Origin of the sequence: Demequina aestuarii, from assembly GCF_000975095.1 — a bacterium.
GTDB lineage: Bacteria > Actinomycetota > Actinomycetes > Actinomycetales > Demequinaceae > Demequina > Demequina aestuarii.
The window spans coordinates 772,646-787,164 of record NZ_BBRD01000001.1; the positions used below are offsets into that span (position 1 = coordinate 772,646).

Here is a 14,519-nt window from a genome sequence, read left to right on the forward strand (position 1 = left end):
GCGCGGACCGCCGGCGTCTAGGCCCGCTGCGCGGCCTCGCGCACGAGCGACCGCGCGAGTTCGGTTGCGTCGGTCAGGAGGCCTCGTGACAGCGGCTCGGTGGCGAGCGCGCCCTCGTGGATGAGCATGAGCCGGCGCGCGAGAGCGGGCGGCTCCGCGCATCGGGCGTCCGTCGCGAGGCGTGCGAACAGGTCCAGCAGCCACGCTTTCTCGTCCATCGCAATGCGGCGGCCGGGGTGGTCGGCGTCGGGGAGTTCGGCGAGGGCATTGATGAACGCGCAGCCGCGCGCGCTGCTGCGGTCCTGCGAGGCGAGCACCGTGAAGGGAGCGGTGACCGCATCGGCCGGGCTGCCGCTTGACTCCACCGCGGTCATCACCTCGGCGCGCCAGCGTTCGTCGCGCGAGCTGAGATACGCGGCGATGAGGCCGTCCTTGGAGCCGAATCGGTTGTACAGCGTCCGCTTGGTGACCCCGGAGCGCTCGGCAACGAGGTCCACGCCCACCGCGGTGATGCCGCGCGAGTAGAACAGCTCCTCGGCGGCGTCGAGCACGCGGCTGGCCGCGGGGGACATCGTCTCAGTGCTGCGCATTGGCAATCCTTCACCGATCGGTATACATTGGCATGAGTTCACCGATCAGTATACCCACGACGAGAAGGAGCAACGTTATGACAGTCCCCGACACCATGCGCGCGGTCCGCATCACGGCTCACGGCGGCACCGAGGTGCTCGAGCACACCGAGGTCTCGGTTCCTCGGCCGGGTGAGAACGAGGTGCTGGTGCGCGTGAGCGCGGTCGCGCTCAACAACACGGACCTGTGGACGCGCCAGGGCGCCTACGGACTTCCCGAGGATCCCGATGCGCTCGCCGGCTGGCGCGGCCCGATCGACTTCCCGCGCATTCAGGGGGCGGACGTCGCCGGCGAGGTGGTCGCAGTCGGCGACGGTGTCGACGCCGCTCTGATCGGCACGCGCGTCGTCGTCGACCCCGCGATCTACGACGGCGACGGCCCCGACGCCCACCCGGTGGGGCTCATGGGGAGCGAGCGCGACGGCGGTTACGCGCAGTACGCGACCGCCCCCTCCACCCACGTCCACGACGTCACGGGCTCGCCGCTGGTCGACGAGCAGCTCGCGTCGCTCCCCACCGCGTACGGCACCGCTCTCGGCATGATCGAGCGCGGGCGCTTGCGCGAGGGGGAGACCGCGCTGGTCTCGGGCGCATCGGGCGGTGTGGGGCTCGCGGCGGTCCAGCTCGCGCGCGCCAAAGGTGCACACGTGATCGCGATCAGCAGCGGCTCCAAGATCGAGGCCGTGCGCGAGGCGGGCGCCCACGAGGTGATGGACCGTGGCGGAGACGTCACCCAGCAGTTGCGCGAAGTCGCGCCCGAAGGCGTGGACGTGGTCCTCGACGTCGTGGCCGGTGATCTGCTGACCGAGGGGCTCCCGCTCGTGCGCGAGGGCGGCCGTTGGGTCGTCGCGGGCGCCCTCGGAGGGTACGCGATCAACGTCGACGTGCGCAGGCTGTATCTGCACAACATTCAGATCATCGGCTCCTCGATGCACACGCGCGCCCACTTCGAGCAGCTCATGGACATGGCGCGCACGGCGCAGATCGAGCCGATGGTGGCGAAGACCTACCCGCTTGCGGAGGCCGCCCAGGCTCAGGACGAACTTGAGCGACGCGAGCACGTGGGCAAGATCCTGCTCCGCCCGTGATCACGAGAGACCTGCGTATCGCTTCGGGGTTGAGTCGTCACGCGAAGTCGTAGATGAGCGTGACCTGCCCGGTGGGCAGGGGAGTGGCGGAGCTCAGCGTGAGGTGCCGGGGCAGGAGCGCGGCGTCCCACAGTGCCGTGCCGCGCCCCAGCACCACGGGCGCCACCCGCAGGCGCAACTGGTCCACGCGGCCAGCGTCCAGGAGTGCCGATGCGAGCTGGAGGCTTCCCCAGAGGATGATGTCGCGCTCGTAGTGGGCCTTGAGCTGATCGGCGATGTCGGCAGGATCGCCGGTCTCGACGGTGGCGGGCGCATGGTGCCCCCACGGGGCCTCGCCGAGCGTCGACGAGATGATGTGCTTGGGCAGCCGGTTGATGGGCTCGGCGAGCGGATCGTGCTGCGCCGTCGCGTGCGGCCAGTAGCCGATGAACAACTGGTAGGTGTTCGCGCCCAGCAGGATGGCGTCGGCGTGCTCCAACTCGGCGAGCGCCTGATCGACCATGGGCCCCGGCTCCGAGACCGAGGCGTCGACCCAGTCCAGCTCCCCGTTAGGTCCGGCGGCGAACCCGTCGGCGGTGACGTGCTGCTCCACGATGATGCGTCCCATGGGGTCAGGCTAAGACCCGTCGTTCGCTTGCGCGCGGCGTGATCGCACGACCTCGACGATGTTGGTGGCCACCACTGCGGGATCTTCGTGCTCCCAGTAGCGGAGCACCGTCCATCCCGCTTGTCGGAGTGCCACGTTGGTCTCCGAGTCTCGCTCGCGATTCCGCGCGAGTGTGGGCACCCGGTAGCCAATCCATGACGTTCCCTGCGTGAGGCCTGGTGAGCTCGCTGCGTCCGTTGCACGGTGGCATCTAGATCCGCTGCGCTCGTCGCCAGTTTGGTTCGTTGGGGCAAGCACTGCGTGATCTTTAGTGCGTGCCCCGCTAGAGTCTTGGTCAAAGACCGTGTCGGCCTACGTCTTCCGTACTGCACGGGCGCGTTTCATTGTTGGCGAAGTTGGAGTGAGGGGCGTGAATGGCGCTGCCGCGAATCGTGAGTGTCTTCTCGGGCGCGGGAGGGCTAGATCTGGGCTTCCATGAGGCTGGATTCAGTCTTGTGTTCGCGCTCGACCGATCGCTAGCGGCGATCCAAACACACCGAAGAAACTTCCCGGGCACGAAGTCGATCGCGGCCGACCTGACAGAACTCGGGCCCGCCGGTGTCCTCGAACAATTGGAGGACATGCTTAACCCCGGTGAGGCTATCGCGGTCATCGGGGGGCCCCCGTGTCAGGGCTTCTCGCGTGCCAACACCAACTCACGCGCCGACGATCCGCGGAATCGGTTGCCGATGCTCTATCTGCAGATCGTCGAGTCACTTCAAGAGAAGTATCAAGTCGACTTCGTCCTGTTTGAGAACGTTCTTGGGATCCGCGATGCAAAACACGCGGAAGTCTTCTCGGGGATTCTTGCCAAGTTCAAGAAAATGGGATTCACTGCTGATGTGAAGGAATACTCGGCACTTGACTATGGCGTGCCCCAGGCTCGGCGGCGTGTCATAATCTCGGGTTTCCGGGATCGAACGGTCGCCAAGCGCTTCGCACCAGTGAAGGTGGACTCGACAGATTTGTCTGTCAGGTCGGCAATCGGAACTCTTCCCGAGCCGACGTTCTTCTCGCGTGAGCTGGATGCGTCAGAGATTCCACATCACACGAATCATTGGACGATGCGTCCGGTGTCCAAGAAGTTTTCGCAGCCGAATGGTGCTGAACAGTCCGGCCGGAGTTTTCGTCGCCTTGATTGGGACAAACCGAGCCCGACCGTGGCGTACGGCCACCGAGAGATCCACGTTCACCCCAATGGGAGACGCCGGTTGAGTGTCTATGAGGCGATGCTTCTCCAAGGGTTCCCCCCCGAGTTCGTGCTCGAAGGGACACTATCGGCGCAAGTAGAGCAGGTATCGAACGCTGTCCCACCACCACTTGCAGAATCACTTGCGACGGCGATTCGGGACGCCATGTCGGAGAGCCCGGTCGTAGAGCAATGACGCAGACCTCTACGCGGGAGCCGGTTCGATGCAGGAGCGAAAACTGCAGGTGTACGGTTCGATAGACGCATATGTACCAGGGAGAGCCAGCGAGGCACGCACGGGGAACCGGGGAGAATACAGATCCGTCGTACCCCCTGGCGCGGCTACTGTTGGCCGATTCTGAGCTCGACCTCCCTGGCGTTCCCTTGACTTGGATCGGTAGCCTTCTCGCGCTCGGCGCGCGGCTCGCCCGACTTGTGCACGGTGATGGACATCGCAAGCTCGTTGTCGCGGTCTCTGTGCCACGACGAGACTTCGCGGCTGCGATTATTGCCACGGGCTGGTCGCTGGCTCGCGAACCCAAGATCCTAGGCTCGCCGCTCGAAGTCTTGCGCTTGCTTGAGCGCGGTCAGGGGATCCGCGCGGTCAACGACAAGTACGTCGTGACAGGCGCATTCGGCAAACTTCATGAGGCGGCGGGGACGGCTTTCTTTGCGGAGAGTTGGTGGCACCTCGATGAGATCCGCGCCGTGACCCCGCTCCGCACGGTACCCGCGGCGACGCGTATGCGCCGACCGAATCCAGGGAGCATCGCCCGGTTCGCGCACGTAGACGGGGCTTGGGATGTGCGGCTCGCCGCACCGCCCAGTGACCTAGCACTTATTGGCACGCGTGCATGGCTCGAGCTTGACCTCCAGGCGCTCTTGGGAGTTGAGGGTGACGATGGTCCGGCAGATTCACTGTCTTCACTACTTCTTCCTGACAGAGATGGTGCCGCGTCGATGGGCGCGCGTGTCCTCTCATGCACGCGACTCGCCGAGAATCTGCCCCTCCCAGACGCGACTATGTGCGCGATCCTCGACGGCTCCGGCGCGATCGAGTATTTGAGCGACATTGACGTGCCTGCGGTCGTCTGCGTAGTCGACCGCTCGGTGGCCGACGATAGGGCGGCCGAGACCCTCGTAGGACGCCGCGTTGTCCGTGGGGCGCACTTCTCAGTGAGTGGTGATCTTCGTTGGAGTCCGCCAAGAGGCATCGAGGCCATGGCATATACGGAGCCGCTATGAGCCGGTCCCGTCAACTCTTGGATCGATATGGGGCAGCAGCACAGGTCCAACAGCAGGGCGTCGAGATCTTCGTAGTCGTCGACGAAGAAGGTTCCCGCTTCGACCGTGCAGTACGCGCTGTGTTGCGTGCCACTACAACAGATGGGCCGGGAGTGTGGGAGGACCTGCTCGGTGCCTCGAAGTCGCTACGGTGGCGCATGGCGACACATCCGCAGCCAATTAGCGCTAGCCCGGCATTGCTGCAAGGGGTTGAGTCGGTGTTGCATGAAGCGAACTCGCTGCGCGGCGCCGTCGGTGAAGAGGATCTACTTGACGAGATTGCGGGCGCCGCACAGAGAGTGGCTGAGGTCGATCCCGGGTTCGGATCCACGTTGCGAGAGTCGATCGTCGAGGTTGGTGCCCAAGACTGCCTCGTGATTGCCGCGAGCGTGGCAGCACGAGACGGTATTCGCGGGTGGCTCAGCGACTTGGGCGTGATAGTAGTCACTGCGAGCGAGGTGCGCACGACGTCGAGCGTGGTCGAGCAGTCGTATGTTGTCGGGCCTCCGCGTTTCTACGCCCATCCAGTGGTGGCCGCACCCGCGTCGTACGGAGTCACGTTTCTAGTGCCTGAGTGGTTCGGAGATCGAAGCCTGCCGCACTCGGTGCTGTCTGACTACGCTGAAGGTGCCGTCAAGGTGTCGGCCAGGATCTTTGACGTAGGCGAACGGCTTGCTGAGTATCATCCTCCGCCTCAGGATGACGACGCCGCAGAGGCGGAGACGGCCCTACTCCCGCGGCCGAGCTGGAGTAGTGGGCTTCATGCGGTGGTTGAAGTAGGGCAGGACGCTGTTAATGCAAGAAGGGTGGTGCTAGCAGGGGAACTGGCCATGTGGCTGGATTCGGGCAAGATCCGCTCCTTTGATCCAAGGCAACCTCCTGGCGAGCGCGTGACCTATGTCGAGGTCGACTCCGTGGGCCCGGGAACCTACTTGCTCCTGCGGCCGGGCGCAACCGAGCATCAGGCCCTGGTCGATATTGCGCTCGGCGAACTGGGCGCCCGCGGAGCGGGCATCGCCGAGAGCCAGCGTGAGTGGAAGGCGCGCCTAGCGGATCGACTCCGCACGCGCGACTTGGTGATGGTGACTCGTTCGCTGCGAGACGACGGCGTCAAAGCGGTCGCGCAGGTGCGCGCCTGGACTGATCCCGCACTGATCCGGCCTCAGCGCGAGATGGACTTCCGCCTACTCCTCTCCTGGCTAGGGCTGTCGCACGAGCCATACGTCGAGAATGCTGCGGCCCTTCATCGTGCGATCTTGCGGGCAAGCGTGAGGCTCCGCGAAGAACTTGAGCACGCGGTGTCGGCGGCTGACGTGACGTCGTTGGAGCGCGACGGGACTCTTGAGTTGGAGGCACCGATGGTAGGGGTCAGTGCCATGTTGGCGACCCGCGTGCTTGCGGTGTCGCCGTTCACCAGGCGCGTCGCGAGGCATGAGGTTCGCGTCCCGGAACCTGATAGGAGTGGCCGATGGCTCGAATGATCCCACCCGTCCGACCATTGGGTGTGGCACCGGGCGAGTTGAGTCTTTTCGACGCTCTGAGTTCGAGCAGCGGCGCCGACGGTTGGGCGGTCTTGCACTCGCTCGACATCGCGAATCACGTGAGTCAGGTCGAGGGCGAAGCGGACTTCGTCGTCGTCGTACCTGGTGGCGGGATTCTGTGTATCGAAGTCAAGTCGCACCTGAACGTCGAACGGTCGCCGGACGGGATATGGAAGCTGGGCGGCGACCCGCCCACTGCGCGTAGCCCGTTCAAGCAGGCGCATGACGAGATGTATAGCCTTCGTGGCTATCTCAAGAAGCACACCACCTTGCGATCAATTCCGATGCTATGCGCGGTGTGGTTCACAGGAGCCCCTGCCCGGCGGACGCTCGATGACAGCCCCGAATGGCACTCATGGCAAGTCCTGGACTCCAAAGATCTCGCGGACGCAGTCAGCGCCATCCAGCGCACGCTCGCTGCTGGGATCGCTCATCTGGAAGCGACTTCGAGGGCGTTCTCGGGCGGGGCGAAGGGGCCAACGAACGAAGAAGTCGACCGGGTTGTTCGCGCGCTCCGACCACGGTTCGAGCTGGCGATGTCACCAGGCGATCGGCGACGCGCGCGTGAAACGCAGCTCTCGGGATTCGTCGAAGAGCAGTTCAGCGCGCTCGACGCCATGGTCGACAACCGCCAGGTCCTGTTCACTGGTGCCGCAGGAACGGGCAAGACGTTCTTAGCGCTGGAGGCCGCTCGCCGCGAGTCTCTTGAGGGCCGTCAGGGGCGGCTCCTCTGCTTCAACAGCCTTCTCGCGGCTCAGCTTGCAGGCGACGCGAAGGGCCTCGCTGGACTAACGGTCAGGACGATCCATCAGGACCTTCTCAGCCTCGCGGGCATGCGTGCCGCTCCCAAAGGCGCGGATTCAGCGTTCTGGCGCGAGGAACTGCCGATGTTGGCCCTGGAAGGACTCGTGTCTCGTGGCGACGCTGCCGTCCAGGACTTCGCCGTCATTGACGAGGTGCAGGACATTGCGGTCGAGCCGTACCTGGACGTGCTGGACCTCATGGTTTCGGGCGGACTCGCAGAAGGTCGACTGCTCCTCTTCGGAGATTTTGAGCGTCAGTCCATCTTCGAGAACCAGGCGGGCCGGGAGTTGCTGTCCGAGCGCCTTCCAAGGTTGGCGACGTTCCGACTTACGGTGAATTGCCGCAATCTCCCGCGCATAGGCTACGGCGTCAACTCGCTCACTGAGCTGCAACCCGGGTACGCGGACTTCCGTCGTCTTGATGATCACGTTGAGCCGATGATTGTCCGGTATGGCCTAGCGCAGGACCAGGAGGCTCGGCTCGTTGATGCTGTTCGGAATCTCCGGGACGAGGGGTTTGCACTGCATGAAATCGTCGTGCTCAGCCCGCTGCGGGCAAACTCTGCGGCGGCGAAGACTAGCAACGTATGGCTCCGCCAAAACCTAGAGCCAATGTCTAGTGAGGGGGTGCGCCCAGGCCGACTTCTCTACACAACGATCCAGGCGTTCAAGGGCCTTGATGCCCCCGCGGTGATCGTGACGGACCTGTGCGACGCCAACCTTCCAAATTTCGAGTCGCTCATGTACGTGGGCCTCACGCGCGCGACTGACCGACTTGTCGCCTTTTTTGAAGCCGAGACGCTCAAGCGAGCACTAGGAGGGGGTGCATGATGTCCGGAGTGGCCGCACGGGACACCATCGAAGAAGCCGTCAGGAGGGAGTTGTTCGGACCCATCGACACTGTTGAGCCGAGAGGCAGGCCGCTGGACTGCAGCGGTTTGTCGCTGCAATTCGACTCCGTTGAGGACAGTCGTGGCCAGTTTCATTGCCAGGCCACTGGACAGGAGATCCTCAACCAGAGCACGCCGCTGCAGCGGTATGGGGTCGGAATCCTCTACAGCGGCGGCTCGGTCGGGGGAACGTCCTCGGGCGCCGACTCAGTACCTGAAGCAGCTGACGATTCCGAAGCGGTACCCGGACTTCCCCAAAGCCAAGACGATCCCAGCCAGCCGCCGGTCGAGGTGGAAGGCGCTACATCGAAGCCAGCCGCTGACGATGATGACTTCGACCTGACCGACGCCAATCGCCGACAGCCCTCGGCCATGGCGATCTCGTTTCAGTGCCGAGTCCCTGGGGGAGGCACTCTCGACGTGTGTGTGACGGGCGCCTACTACGAGCGGTTGAAGGTTGCGATTCCCGGCGTTGCGAGGGTGGCTGATTGGTGGCGCCGGTCGCCCTTCACGATCCGGGGCCAGATCGATGCGTCAACACTGCTGCGAGGGGTCGGACACCTGACGGTGATTCCAACCGTGTCGGACGGAGAGGCGCCGAGACTTGCGCCTACGGTGAAGGCGCTGAGTCGACACATTCCGGGGCGCTCGAGTTCGGACGAGCGGCTGGTGACCGTCGCCATAGTCAACCAAAGCCCTGGTACCGGTCCAGCCTCGGCTCTCTTCCAGATGGGCTTTAAGGTGACTGTCGGTGGTGGCACGGCCATTGAGCCTTACCCCGAAGTTCGCTTGCCGGATAACGACGAAGAAGAGCAGTCGATTGAGCTGCTCTACAGGAAGAAGCGAACGTTCGCGATTGGGCACGGTTGCGCGGCGGAATGGGTCGCGGGAAGCGAAGCGCAGAGCACTTGGGTCGAAGCGGTAGCTCTTCCCGCGCATGAAGTTGAGAGCCTGACGCCCGACGTGTATCTGACCGATGAGGCTGGAGAATTTGTCCTTGACGATCGAGGAGACCGTCAAGTCATCTCGGTGAGTATGAAAGCGCTCGCAGATGGCACCAGTACCGGCCATGATGAGGTTGAGCGTCTGCTCAGCCATTACTCCACCTGGATTCAAAGGCGCCGAGGCGAGATACCGCGGCTGCCTGACCACCTGCAGCCCATTGCCACAACCCATATGCGCCGAGCGGACGAAGCACTGACCCGCATGAAGACTGGTTGGGAGATGGCGAGTTCCCCGGGCATCGCCCAGAGAGCATTCCGCTGGGCGAATCGAGCGATGCTGGACCAGCAGGTTCGATCCAACTTCCCCACCCGCGAGGTCAAGAGCGTTAAGGGTGGATTCTGGCGTGTGGTTGACCCTCACCCGACGTTTGCGGTGCCGGAGGGCCGCGGAATCTGGCGACCCTTCCAGATCGCCTTTCTTCTTGCGAGCCTTCCTGAACTAGTTGAGCCGTCACGGCGGGAGCGGGCTCTTGTCGACCTCATCTATTTTCCGACCGGTGGCGGCAAGACAGAAGCCTATCTTGGAGCGTCTGCGATTAGCCTGTTGGCCCGCCGTCTGCGGAACCCAAGCGACGCCGGAACGGACACGCTCATGCGGTACACGTTGAGGCTACTCACCGCTCAGCAATTCCTACGGGCGGCTTCTCTAGTCTGCGTGCTGGAAAAGATGCGTGAAGACAACGCGGACGCGCTCGGCGACACCCCCTTCGGTATCGGCGTCTGGCTCGGCCAGGACTCGACGCCGAACACTTGGAGCGCAGCAGTCGACTTGCGCAAAAGGCTGGAACGCGACCATCGTGAGCGCAACCGATTCCTACTCCTACGGTGCCCTTGGTGTGGGGCCGAGATGGGCACGAAGCCCAAGCGAGGCGGTCAGGTCGTTCTCGGGTATGAGTATCGCCGCGCCGAGAACAAGGTTGTCTTTCAGTGCGTCGACCCGGAGTGCCATTACAGCCGAAAGGCGGGCCTGCCGGTCCACGTCGTCGATGAAGACATCTACGAAACGCGTCCATCGATTCTGATCGGCACAGTCGACAAGTTCGCGATGCTGGCCTGGCGCCCAGAAGCAAAGCGACTGTTCGGACTCGGTGATGGTGGCAAACGCGAGGTGTCTCCGCCCGGACTAATCGTGCAGGACGAGCTGCATCTGATTTCTGGGCCGCTGGGTTCCATGGTCGGACTGTACGAAGCGGTCATCGATGAGTTGTGTACTGATCGCCGGAGAAGTGAGCCCCTAGTACCGAAGGTCATCTCGTCCACCGCGACCGTCCGGCGCTACGGACAGCAGATCGCTGGTTTGTTCGGCAGGCGTGAGGTGGCCCTGTTCCCGCCTCACGGCCTGGAGGAGGGCCACTCGTTCTTCGCGGAACCGGCGCGTGCCGCTGACGGATCGCTGGAACCGGGGCGGCGCTACTTGGGCGTGATGAGTGCGTCCCTCGGTTCGACCCAGACGGTCCAGGTTCGGACCATGGCTGCGACGCTGCAAGGGGCGACTGAGATCCCGGAGGAGCATCGTGACGGTTACTGGACCAACGTCAACTTCCTGAATAGTTTGCGAGAGTTGGGCAACACTGTCTCCCTGCTTCAGTCCGACGTTCCCGACTACTTGACGGGCTTGAAGCGTCGCGACGGCATCGAACCTCGATGGCCCCGCCCAGGTAGAACCATGGAGCTCACCTCGCGGAGACGGTCGGATGAGATTCCTCGCGCGATCGAGGAGCTCCAGCGACGGTACAGGCCCAACTTCAGCGGGCCGCAGGATGCCGTCGACATCTGCCTCGCATCGAATATCATCGAGGTGGGCGTTGATATTGAGCGCCTCGGCCTGATGACCATCGTTGGCCAACCAAAGACGACTGCTCAGTACATTCAAGTAAGCGGACGCGTCGGTCGACGGCCATCGGTGAGTCCCGGTCTTGTCATCACCATCTATGGCTCGATGAAGCCTCGTGACCGCAGCCACTACGAGCGCTTCCGCACCTACCATCAGCAACTCTATGCACAGGTAGAGCCCACCTCTGTCACACCCTTTGCTCTGCCGGTGTTGCGACGAGCGCTCCATGCCGCGGTGGTCGCGCACATCAGGCAAGCCACGGCTCAAGAGAAGCCGTACCCGTTTCCCCGCGAAGCATACGACCGCGCGATAGCACTCCTTCGGGACCGCGCCAGAATCGTTGATGAATGCGAACTCCACGTCTTGGATCGCGTCGCAAAGTCCAAAGCAAGCCAATGGGAACGCTGGGAGCGTACGGAGTGGGATGCGAACCCACACAGCGGAGACCCACGACAAGGCCTCATGCGGTACGCGGGCACGCTTCCGAACCTCGACAACCGGGCCGTGATCTGGGACGTGCCGACAAGCATGAGGAACGTCGACGCTGAGTGCGAACTCTCCGTTTCGATGGCATACGCACTTGAGGACGATCCCGAACACAAGGGGGAATGATGGCTAGCGGGAAGATGCGGCGGTCACAGTTGGTGGCGCCCTTTGGTGTCGGGGCGATGAGCGTGCTGGTCGATGGCACATCGGTGATTACCGCCGGGCTAGATTATTGGTTCGACCATGACCAGGCCACGACGCTCGATGAGGCGGAGTACCAGGAGTACGACTGGAGGCTCCAGGAGCGTCTGCACGTCTCAGGGTTCCGGCTGCCGCCGGATCACCGGAGAGGATCGAAGGACGGTGACAACCGCAACGTCGGTCTCAGAGTGCCTGTGCTCCGATTCCCGTTGTGGTCCTTCTGCATGTACTGCAAGCGACTCGAGCGCGCCACGCTGACCAGGAAAGTGGCGCACATATGCCCCGACGCGAAATGCCAAAGCAAGGGGTACAGGACTCGTATGGCGCAGGTGCCATTCGTCGCGGTTTGCAAGCATGGCCATCTCGATGACTTTCCTTTCAACGAGTGGGTTCACCGCTTGAGATACCCCGGGTGCTCTGGTCCGTTGCGGTTGAAGTCACGTGGCGGTGGGGGTCTTGAAGGGCAGGTGGTTGCGTGTGACGCTTGCGGAAAGGAGCGGTCGTTGCGAGGGATAATGGAGTCGCGAACCGATCCTGGTGGCGTCGAGCACACAAACCTAAGTGATCAGCTGATCGCAGCCGACGATCCGTATCTCTGCACCGGTTCTATGCCTTGGCTCGCGGAACCGGCGAGTGCATGCTCCCTTCCGATGAGGGGCGCCCTCCGAGCTGCGGGCAATGTCTATTTTCCGAAGGTTGAGTCGTCGATCTACCTACCCCCGGAAGAAGGCGGGATTAGTGCAGAACTCCATGAATTTCTTCGCCACCCAGGTGTTCGCACTGGACTTGGAATGCTTCGCGAGTTCGTGGGAATAGACATTACGCCCGCAAAGCTTCGAAATCAGTTGATGAAGCATCTCTCTCCGGAGGTTCTTAATCCGCACTCGGACGACAATCTTATGGCTGCCTATCTCGAGTACCTCGGATCAGACAGTGACACGCTCGCCAATTTGAACAGCGGGACGATGGAGATTCTGACGGGAGATGATGAGTGGCGGTACCCGGAGTACATGCGAATCCGCGAGGAACCCCAGAACGACTATCTCGCAGCGTCGGACCCCGGCGTTGATCATGGCCTCGCACGTTACCTGGCGCGCGTGCGTTCGGTCGACGCGCTTCGGGAGACCCGCGCGCTCCGCGGATTTACGCGCGTCAACGACGACGCGCTCCGGCTATCTGTGGGGAAGCACCAGTTGCGACGTCACCCTCTCCCGCCTGAGCAGGATTGGCTGCCAGCGTATGTGGTAAGGGGCGAGGGCATCTACATAGAATTGGACGACCAGACGCTCTCGGAATGGGAGCGCCATCCGGGAGTTCGGAGCCGCGCCCAAAAGATCACTGATCACTACGGGACCGTCGCTTCCGCCCGGGGTCTGGAAGCCCGTGCTTTGGGGCCGCGGTTCGTGATGCTTCATACTCTCGCGCACTTGCTCATCAATGAACTGGTGTTCACTTGCGGCTACAGTTCGGCTTCACTGCGCGAACGCCTATACGTCTCGGACGACCCCAAACGGCTCATGGCGGGACTGCTAATCTACACGGCTGCGGGCGACTCAGAGGGAACGATGGGAGGGTTAGTTAGGATGGCGCGGCCTGACAATTTGGCTGCAGTGTTCCGGTCTGCGGTTACGAAGGCGGCTTGGTGCTCCACAGACCCTGTGTGCATGGATGCAGGTGAGAAGGGCCAGGGCCCCGAGTCGTGCAACCTTGCTGCCTGTCATAGCTGTGCGCTGCTACCGGAAACGAGTTGCGAAGAATTCAATCGGTTCATGGACCGAGGGCTCGTGATTGGCACGTTGGCCGACCCGGAGTTGGGGTTTCTTTCATCGCTTCGTGGCTAGCCGGTTAGGTACTAGGAGGCTACTTCTGTGTGACTCGCGGAGGCCTGCACTGGAGGGCACAAGGCCGCTTGTGCGCATATGTATGCCCGACCGGCCGGAGGTGTTACCTCTGTTTTCTGTAGCACGCGATTCCACCGACTAGGGTTTGATCGTATCCAGCCTTAACCACTGACAGGTGATGCGTGCACGCTACAAGGCATGTTTTAGCCCCGTGTAGGCGATGGCCTTGCTCAATGGATCTTCGTGGCGCAGTTTGGGCAAGTGCCGATGGCGCGTCTTCATGCACGAGGGTGGTTGAGGTTGCAGTGTCCCGCTCGAGGGCTTGGGTAGACACGGTCCTGCAGCGGGGCGGGAGCAGAGCGCGAGATCACGTCCGGGAGAGCCGCATCGTGGACGCGATAGGGGCAACCGACTCGCGCGTTCGACGGTGAGGTCACAGTCATTGGCTGACCTTGCGGTCGCCCCGCGACAGTGCCTTCAGTAGCCGATGAGGAGTACGCCCTTGAACGGCAGCTCGAGCCTTCGGGACTGGTAGATAGCGTCCACCTGTGCTCGAGAATTGGAGTAGGCGTGGATCGCCGTTGCGCTCGGGTTGGAGCGATACGCGTACGGCTGCATGAGGACCAGGTAGTTGGCGTCCAGGATCAGTGCCGTCCGAACGATGTCGCGGTAGTCCGCTCCGTTCGCCGCACCTCGTCCGGCTTCAACTTCGACCGCAACGCCGATGAAGTCGTTGAATGCGTCGATGTCGTAGTTGACTTCGGGGACGCCATTCTCGCCATAGAGCACTGTCCGACGCACCTTCTGGTTCGCGCCCTTACCCGACTCAACCTCGAAACCCAACGCCTCAAGTCCGGGTCGCAATTCTGCGAGTACGGCGTCGGAGCTCAGCCCGGTGTGCGCATCGAACGTGGAGATGGCGAGTTCCGCTCGGTTGACCGTATCGACCACGTCGCCCACCCACTCCGGCGGGGTCGAGTTCAGCGGGTAGTACTTCCACATCGGATACTGGTTGGCCACGTGGTGCAGCTTGCCCGAGTACTAGGCAAGAAGCTAGCTCCGGTGCCAGGCCCATCAGGAATA

At 63.0% G+C, this 14,519-nt stretch carries 11 protein-coding genes; 7 read left to right on the top strand and 4 right to left on the bottom strand.

All coding sequences use genetic code 11. From position 1 onward, the window contains the following. Nucleotides 1-17 precede the first annotated feature (17 nt). Nucleotides 18-590 (bottom strand): TetR/AcrR family transcriptional regulator, encoded by a 573-nt coding sequence (locus AOP72_RS03640; RefSeq protein WP_062132527.1) that lies wholly within the window; start codon nucleotides 588-590, stop codon nucleotides 18-20. Nucleotides 591-667: 77 nt separating this feature from the next. Between AOP72_RS03640 and AOP72_RS03645 the strand changes: the two genes are divergently transcribed. Next, the gene (locus AOP72_RS03645; protein ID WP_062132530.1) at nucleotides 668-1,717 is read left to right on the top strand and encodes a zinc-binding dehydrogenase; all 1,050 of its coding nucleotides are present in this window, start codon (nucleotides 668-670) and stop codon (nucleotides 1,715-1,717) included. Nucleotides 1,718-1,754: 37 nt separating this feature from the next. On the opposite strand, the gene AOP72_RS03650 is transcribed toward AOP72_RS03645, so the two are convergent. Continuing rightward, on the bottom strand, nucleotides 1,755-2,324 hold the full coding sequence (locus AOP72_RS03650; protein ID WP_062132533.1) for a dihydrofolate reductase family protein: 570 nt from the start codon (nucleotides 2,322-2,324) through the stop codon (nucleotides 1,755-1,757). A gap of 9 nt (nucleotides 2,325-2,333) precedes the next feature. After that, the gene (locus AOP72_RS13750) at nucleotides 2,334-2,459 is read right to left on the bottom strand and encodes a PDDEXK family nuclease (protein ID WP_238581596.1); all 126 of its coding nucleotides are present in this window, start codon (nucleotides 2,457-2,459) and stop codon (nucleotides 2,334-2,336) included. Nucleotides 2,460-2,737: 278 nt separating this feature from the next. Between AOP72_RS13750 and AOP72_RS03655 the strand changes: the two genes are divergently transcribed. The 6 genes from AOP72_RS03655 (at nucleotide 2,738) to drmB (ending at nucleotide 13,436) form a co-directional block, all read left to right on the top strand. After that, on the top strand, nucleotides 2,738-3,748 hold the full coding sequence (locus AOP72_RS03655; protein WP_062132537.1) for a DNA cytosine methyltransferase: 1,011 nt from the start codon (nucleotides 2,738-2,740) through the stop codon (nucleotides 3,746-3,748). A 188-nt stretch (nucleotides 3,749-3,936) separates the two neighbouring features. Next, complete coding sequence (locus AOP72_RS13755) at nucleotides 3,937-4,797, top strand: hypothetical protein (protein ID WP_238581597.1); 861 nt, start codon at nucleotides 3,937-3,939, stop codon at nucleotides 4,795-4,797. Between the two features lie 257 nt (nucleotides 4,798-5,054). Next, entirely contained in the window at nucleotides 5,055-6,317 is a 1,263-nt protein-coding gene (locus AOP72_RS03665) for a DISARM anti-phage system protein DrmE domain-containing protein (protein ID WP_062132540.1), read from the top strand. Continuing rightward, a complete protein-coding gene (locus tag AOP72_RS03670) occupies nucleotides 6,305-8,011 on the top strand; it encodes a nuclease-related domain-containing DEAD/DEAH box helicase (RefSeq protein ID WP_238581598.1) in 1,707 nt (568 codons plus the stop codon). Before AOP72_RS03665 ends, AOP72_RS03670 begins: the two co-directional genes overlap by 13 nt. After that, a complete protein-coding gene (locus AOP72_RS03675) occupies nucleotides 8,008-11,520 on the top strand; it encodes a helicase-related protein (protein WP_238581599.1) in 3,513 nt (1,170 codons plus the stop codon). Before AOP72_RS03670 ends, AOP72_RS03675 begins: the two co-directional genes overlap by 4 nt. Nucleotides 11,521-11,534: 14 nt before the next feature. Beyond that, a complete protein-coding gene (gene drmB, locus AOP72_RS03680) occupies nucleotides 11,535-13,436 on the top strand; it encodes a DUF1998 domain-containing protein (RefSeq protein WP_274519734.1) in 1,902 nt (633 codons plus the stop codon). Between the two features lie 477 nt (nucleotides 13,437-13,913). Here drmB and AOP72_RS03685 read toward each other — a convergent pair whose 3' ends face one another. Further along, nucleotides 13,914-14,456 (bottom strand): hypothetical protein, encoded by a 543-nt coding sequence (locus AOP72_RS03685; protein ID WP_152650239.1) that lies wholly within the window; start codon nucleotides 14,454-14,456, stop codon nucleotides 13,914-13,916. Between the last annotated feature and the right edge of the window lie 63 nt (nucleotides 14,457-14,519).

What these genes read in the sequence shown, in the direction of transcription:
- AOP72_RS03645 (WP_062132530.1), top strand. Translation starts at nt 668, where the DNA reads ATGACAGTCCCCGACACCATGCGCGCGGTCCGCATCACGGCTCACGGC.
- AOP72_RS03670 (WP_238581598.1), top strand. Translation starts at nt 6,305, where the DNA reads ATGGCTCGAATGATCCCACCCGTCCGACCATTGGGTGTGGCACCGGGC.
- drmB (WP_274519734.1), top strand. Translation starts at nt 11,535, where the DNA reads ATGCGGCGGTCACAGTTGGTGGCGCCCTTTGGTGTCGGGGCGATGAGC.
- AOP72_RS03655 (WP_062132537.1), top strand. Translation starts at nt 2,738, where the DNA reads ATGGCGCTGCCGCGAATCGTGAGTGTCTTCTCGGGCGCGGGAGGGCTA.
- AOP72_RS03675 (WP_238581599.1), top strand. Translation starts at nt 8,008, where the DNA reads ATGATGTCCGGAGTGGCCGCACGGGACACCATCGAAGAAGCCGTCAGG.
- AOP72_RS03650 (WP_062132533.1), bottom strand. Translation starts at nt 2,324, where the DNA reads ATGGGACGCATCATCGTGGAGCAGCACGTCACCGCCGACGGGTTCGCC.
- AOP72_RS03640 (WP_062132527.1), bottom strand. Translation starts at nt 590, where the DNA reads ATGCGCAGCACTGAGACGATGTCCCCCGCGGCCAGCCGCGTGCTCGAC.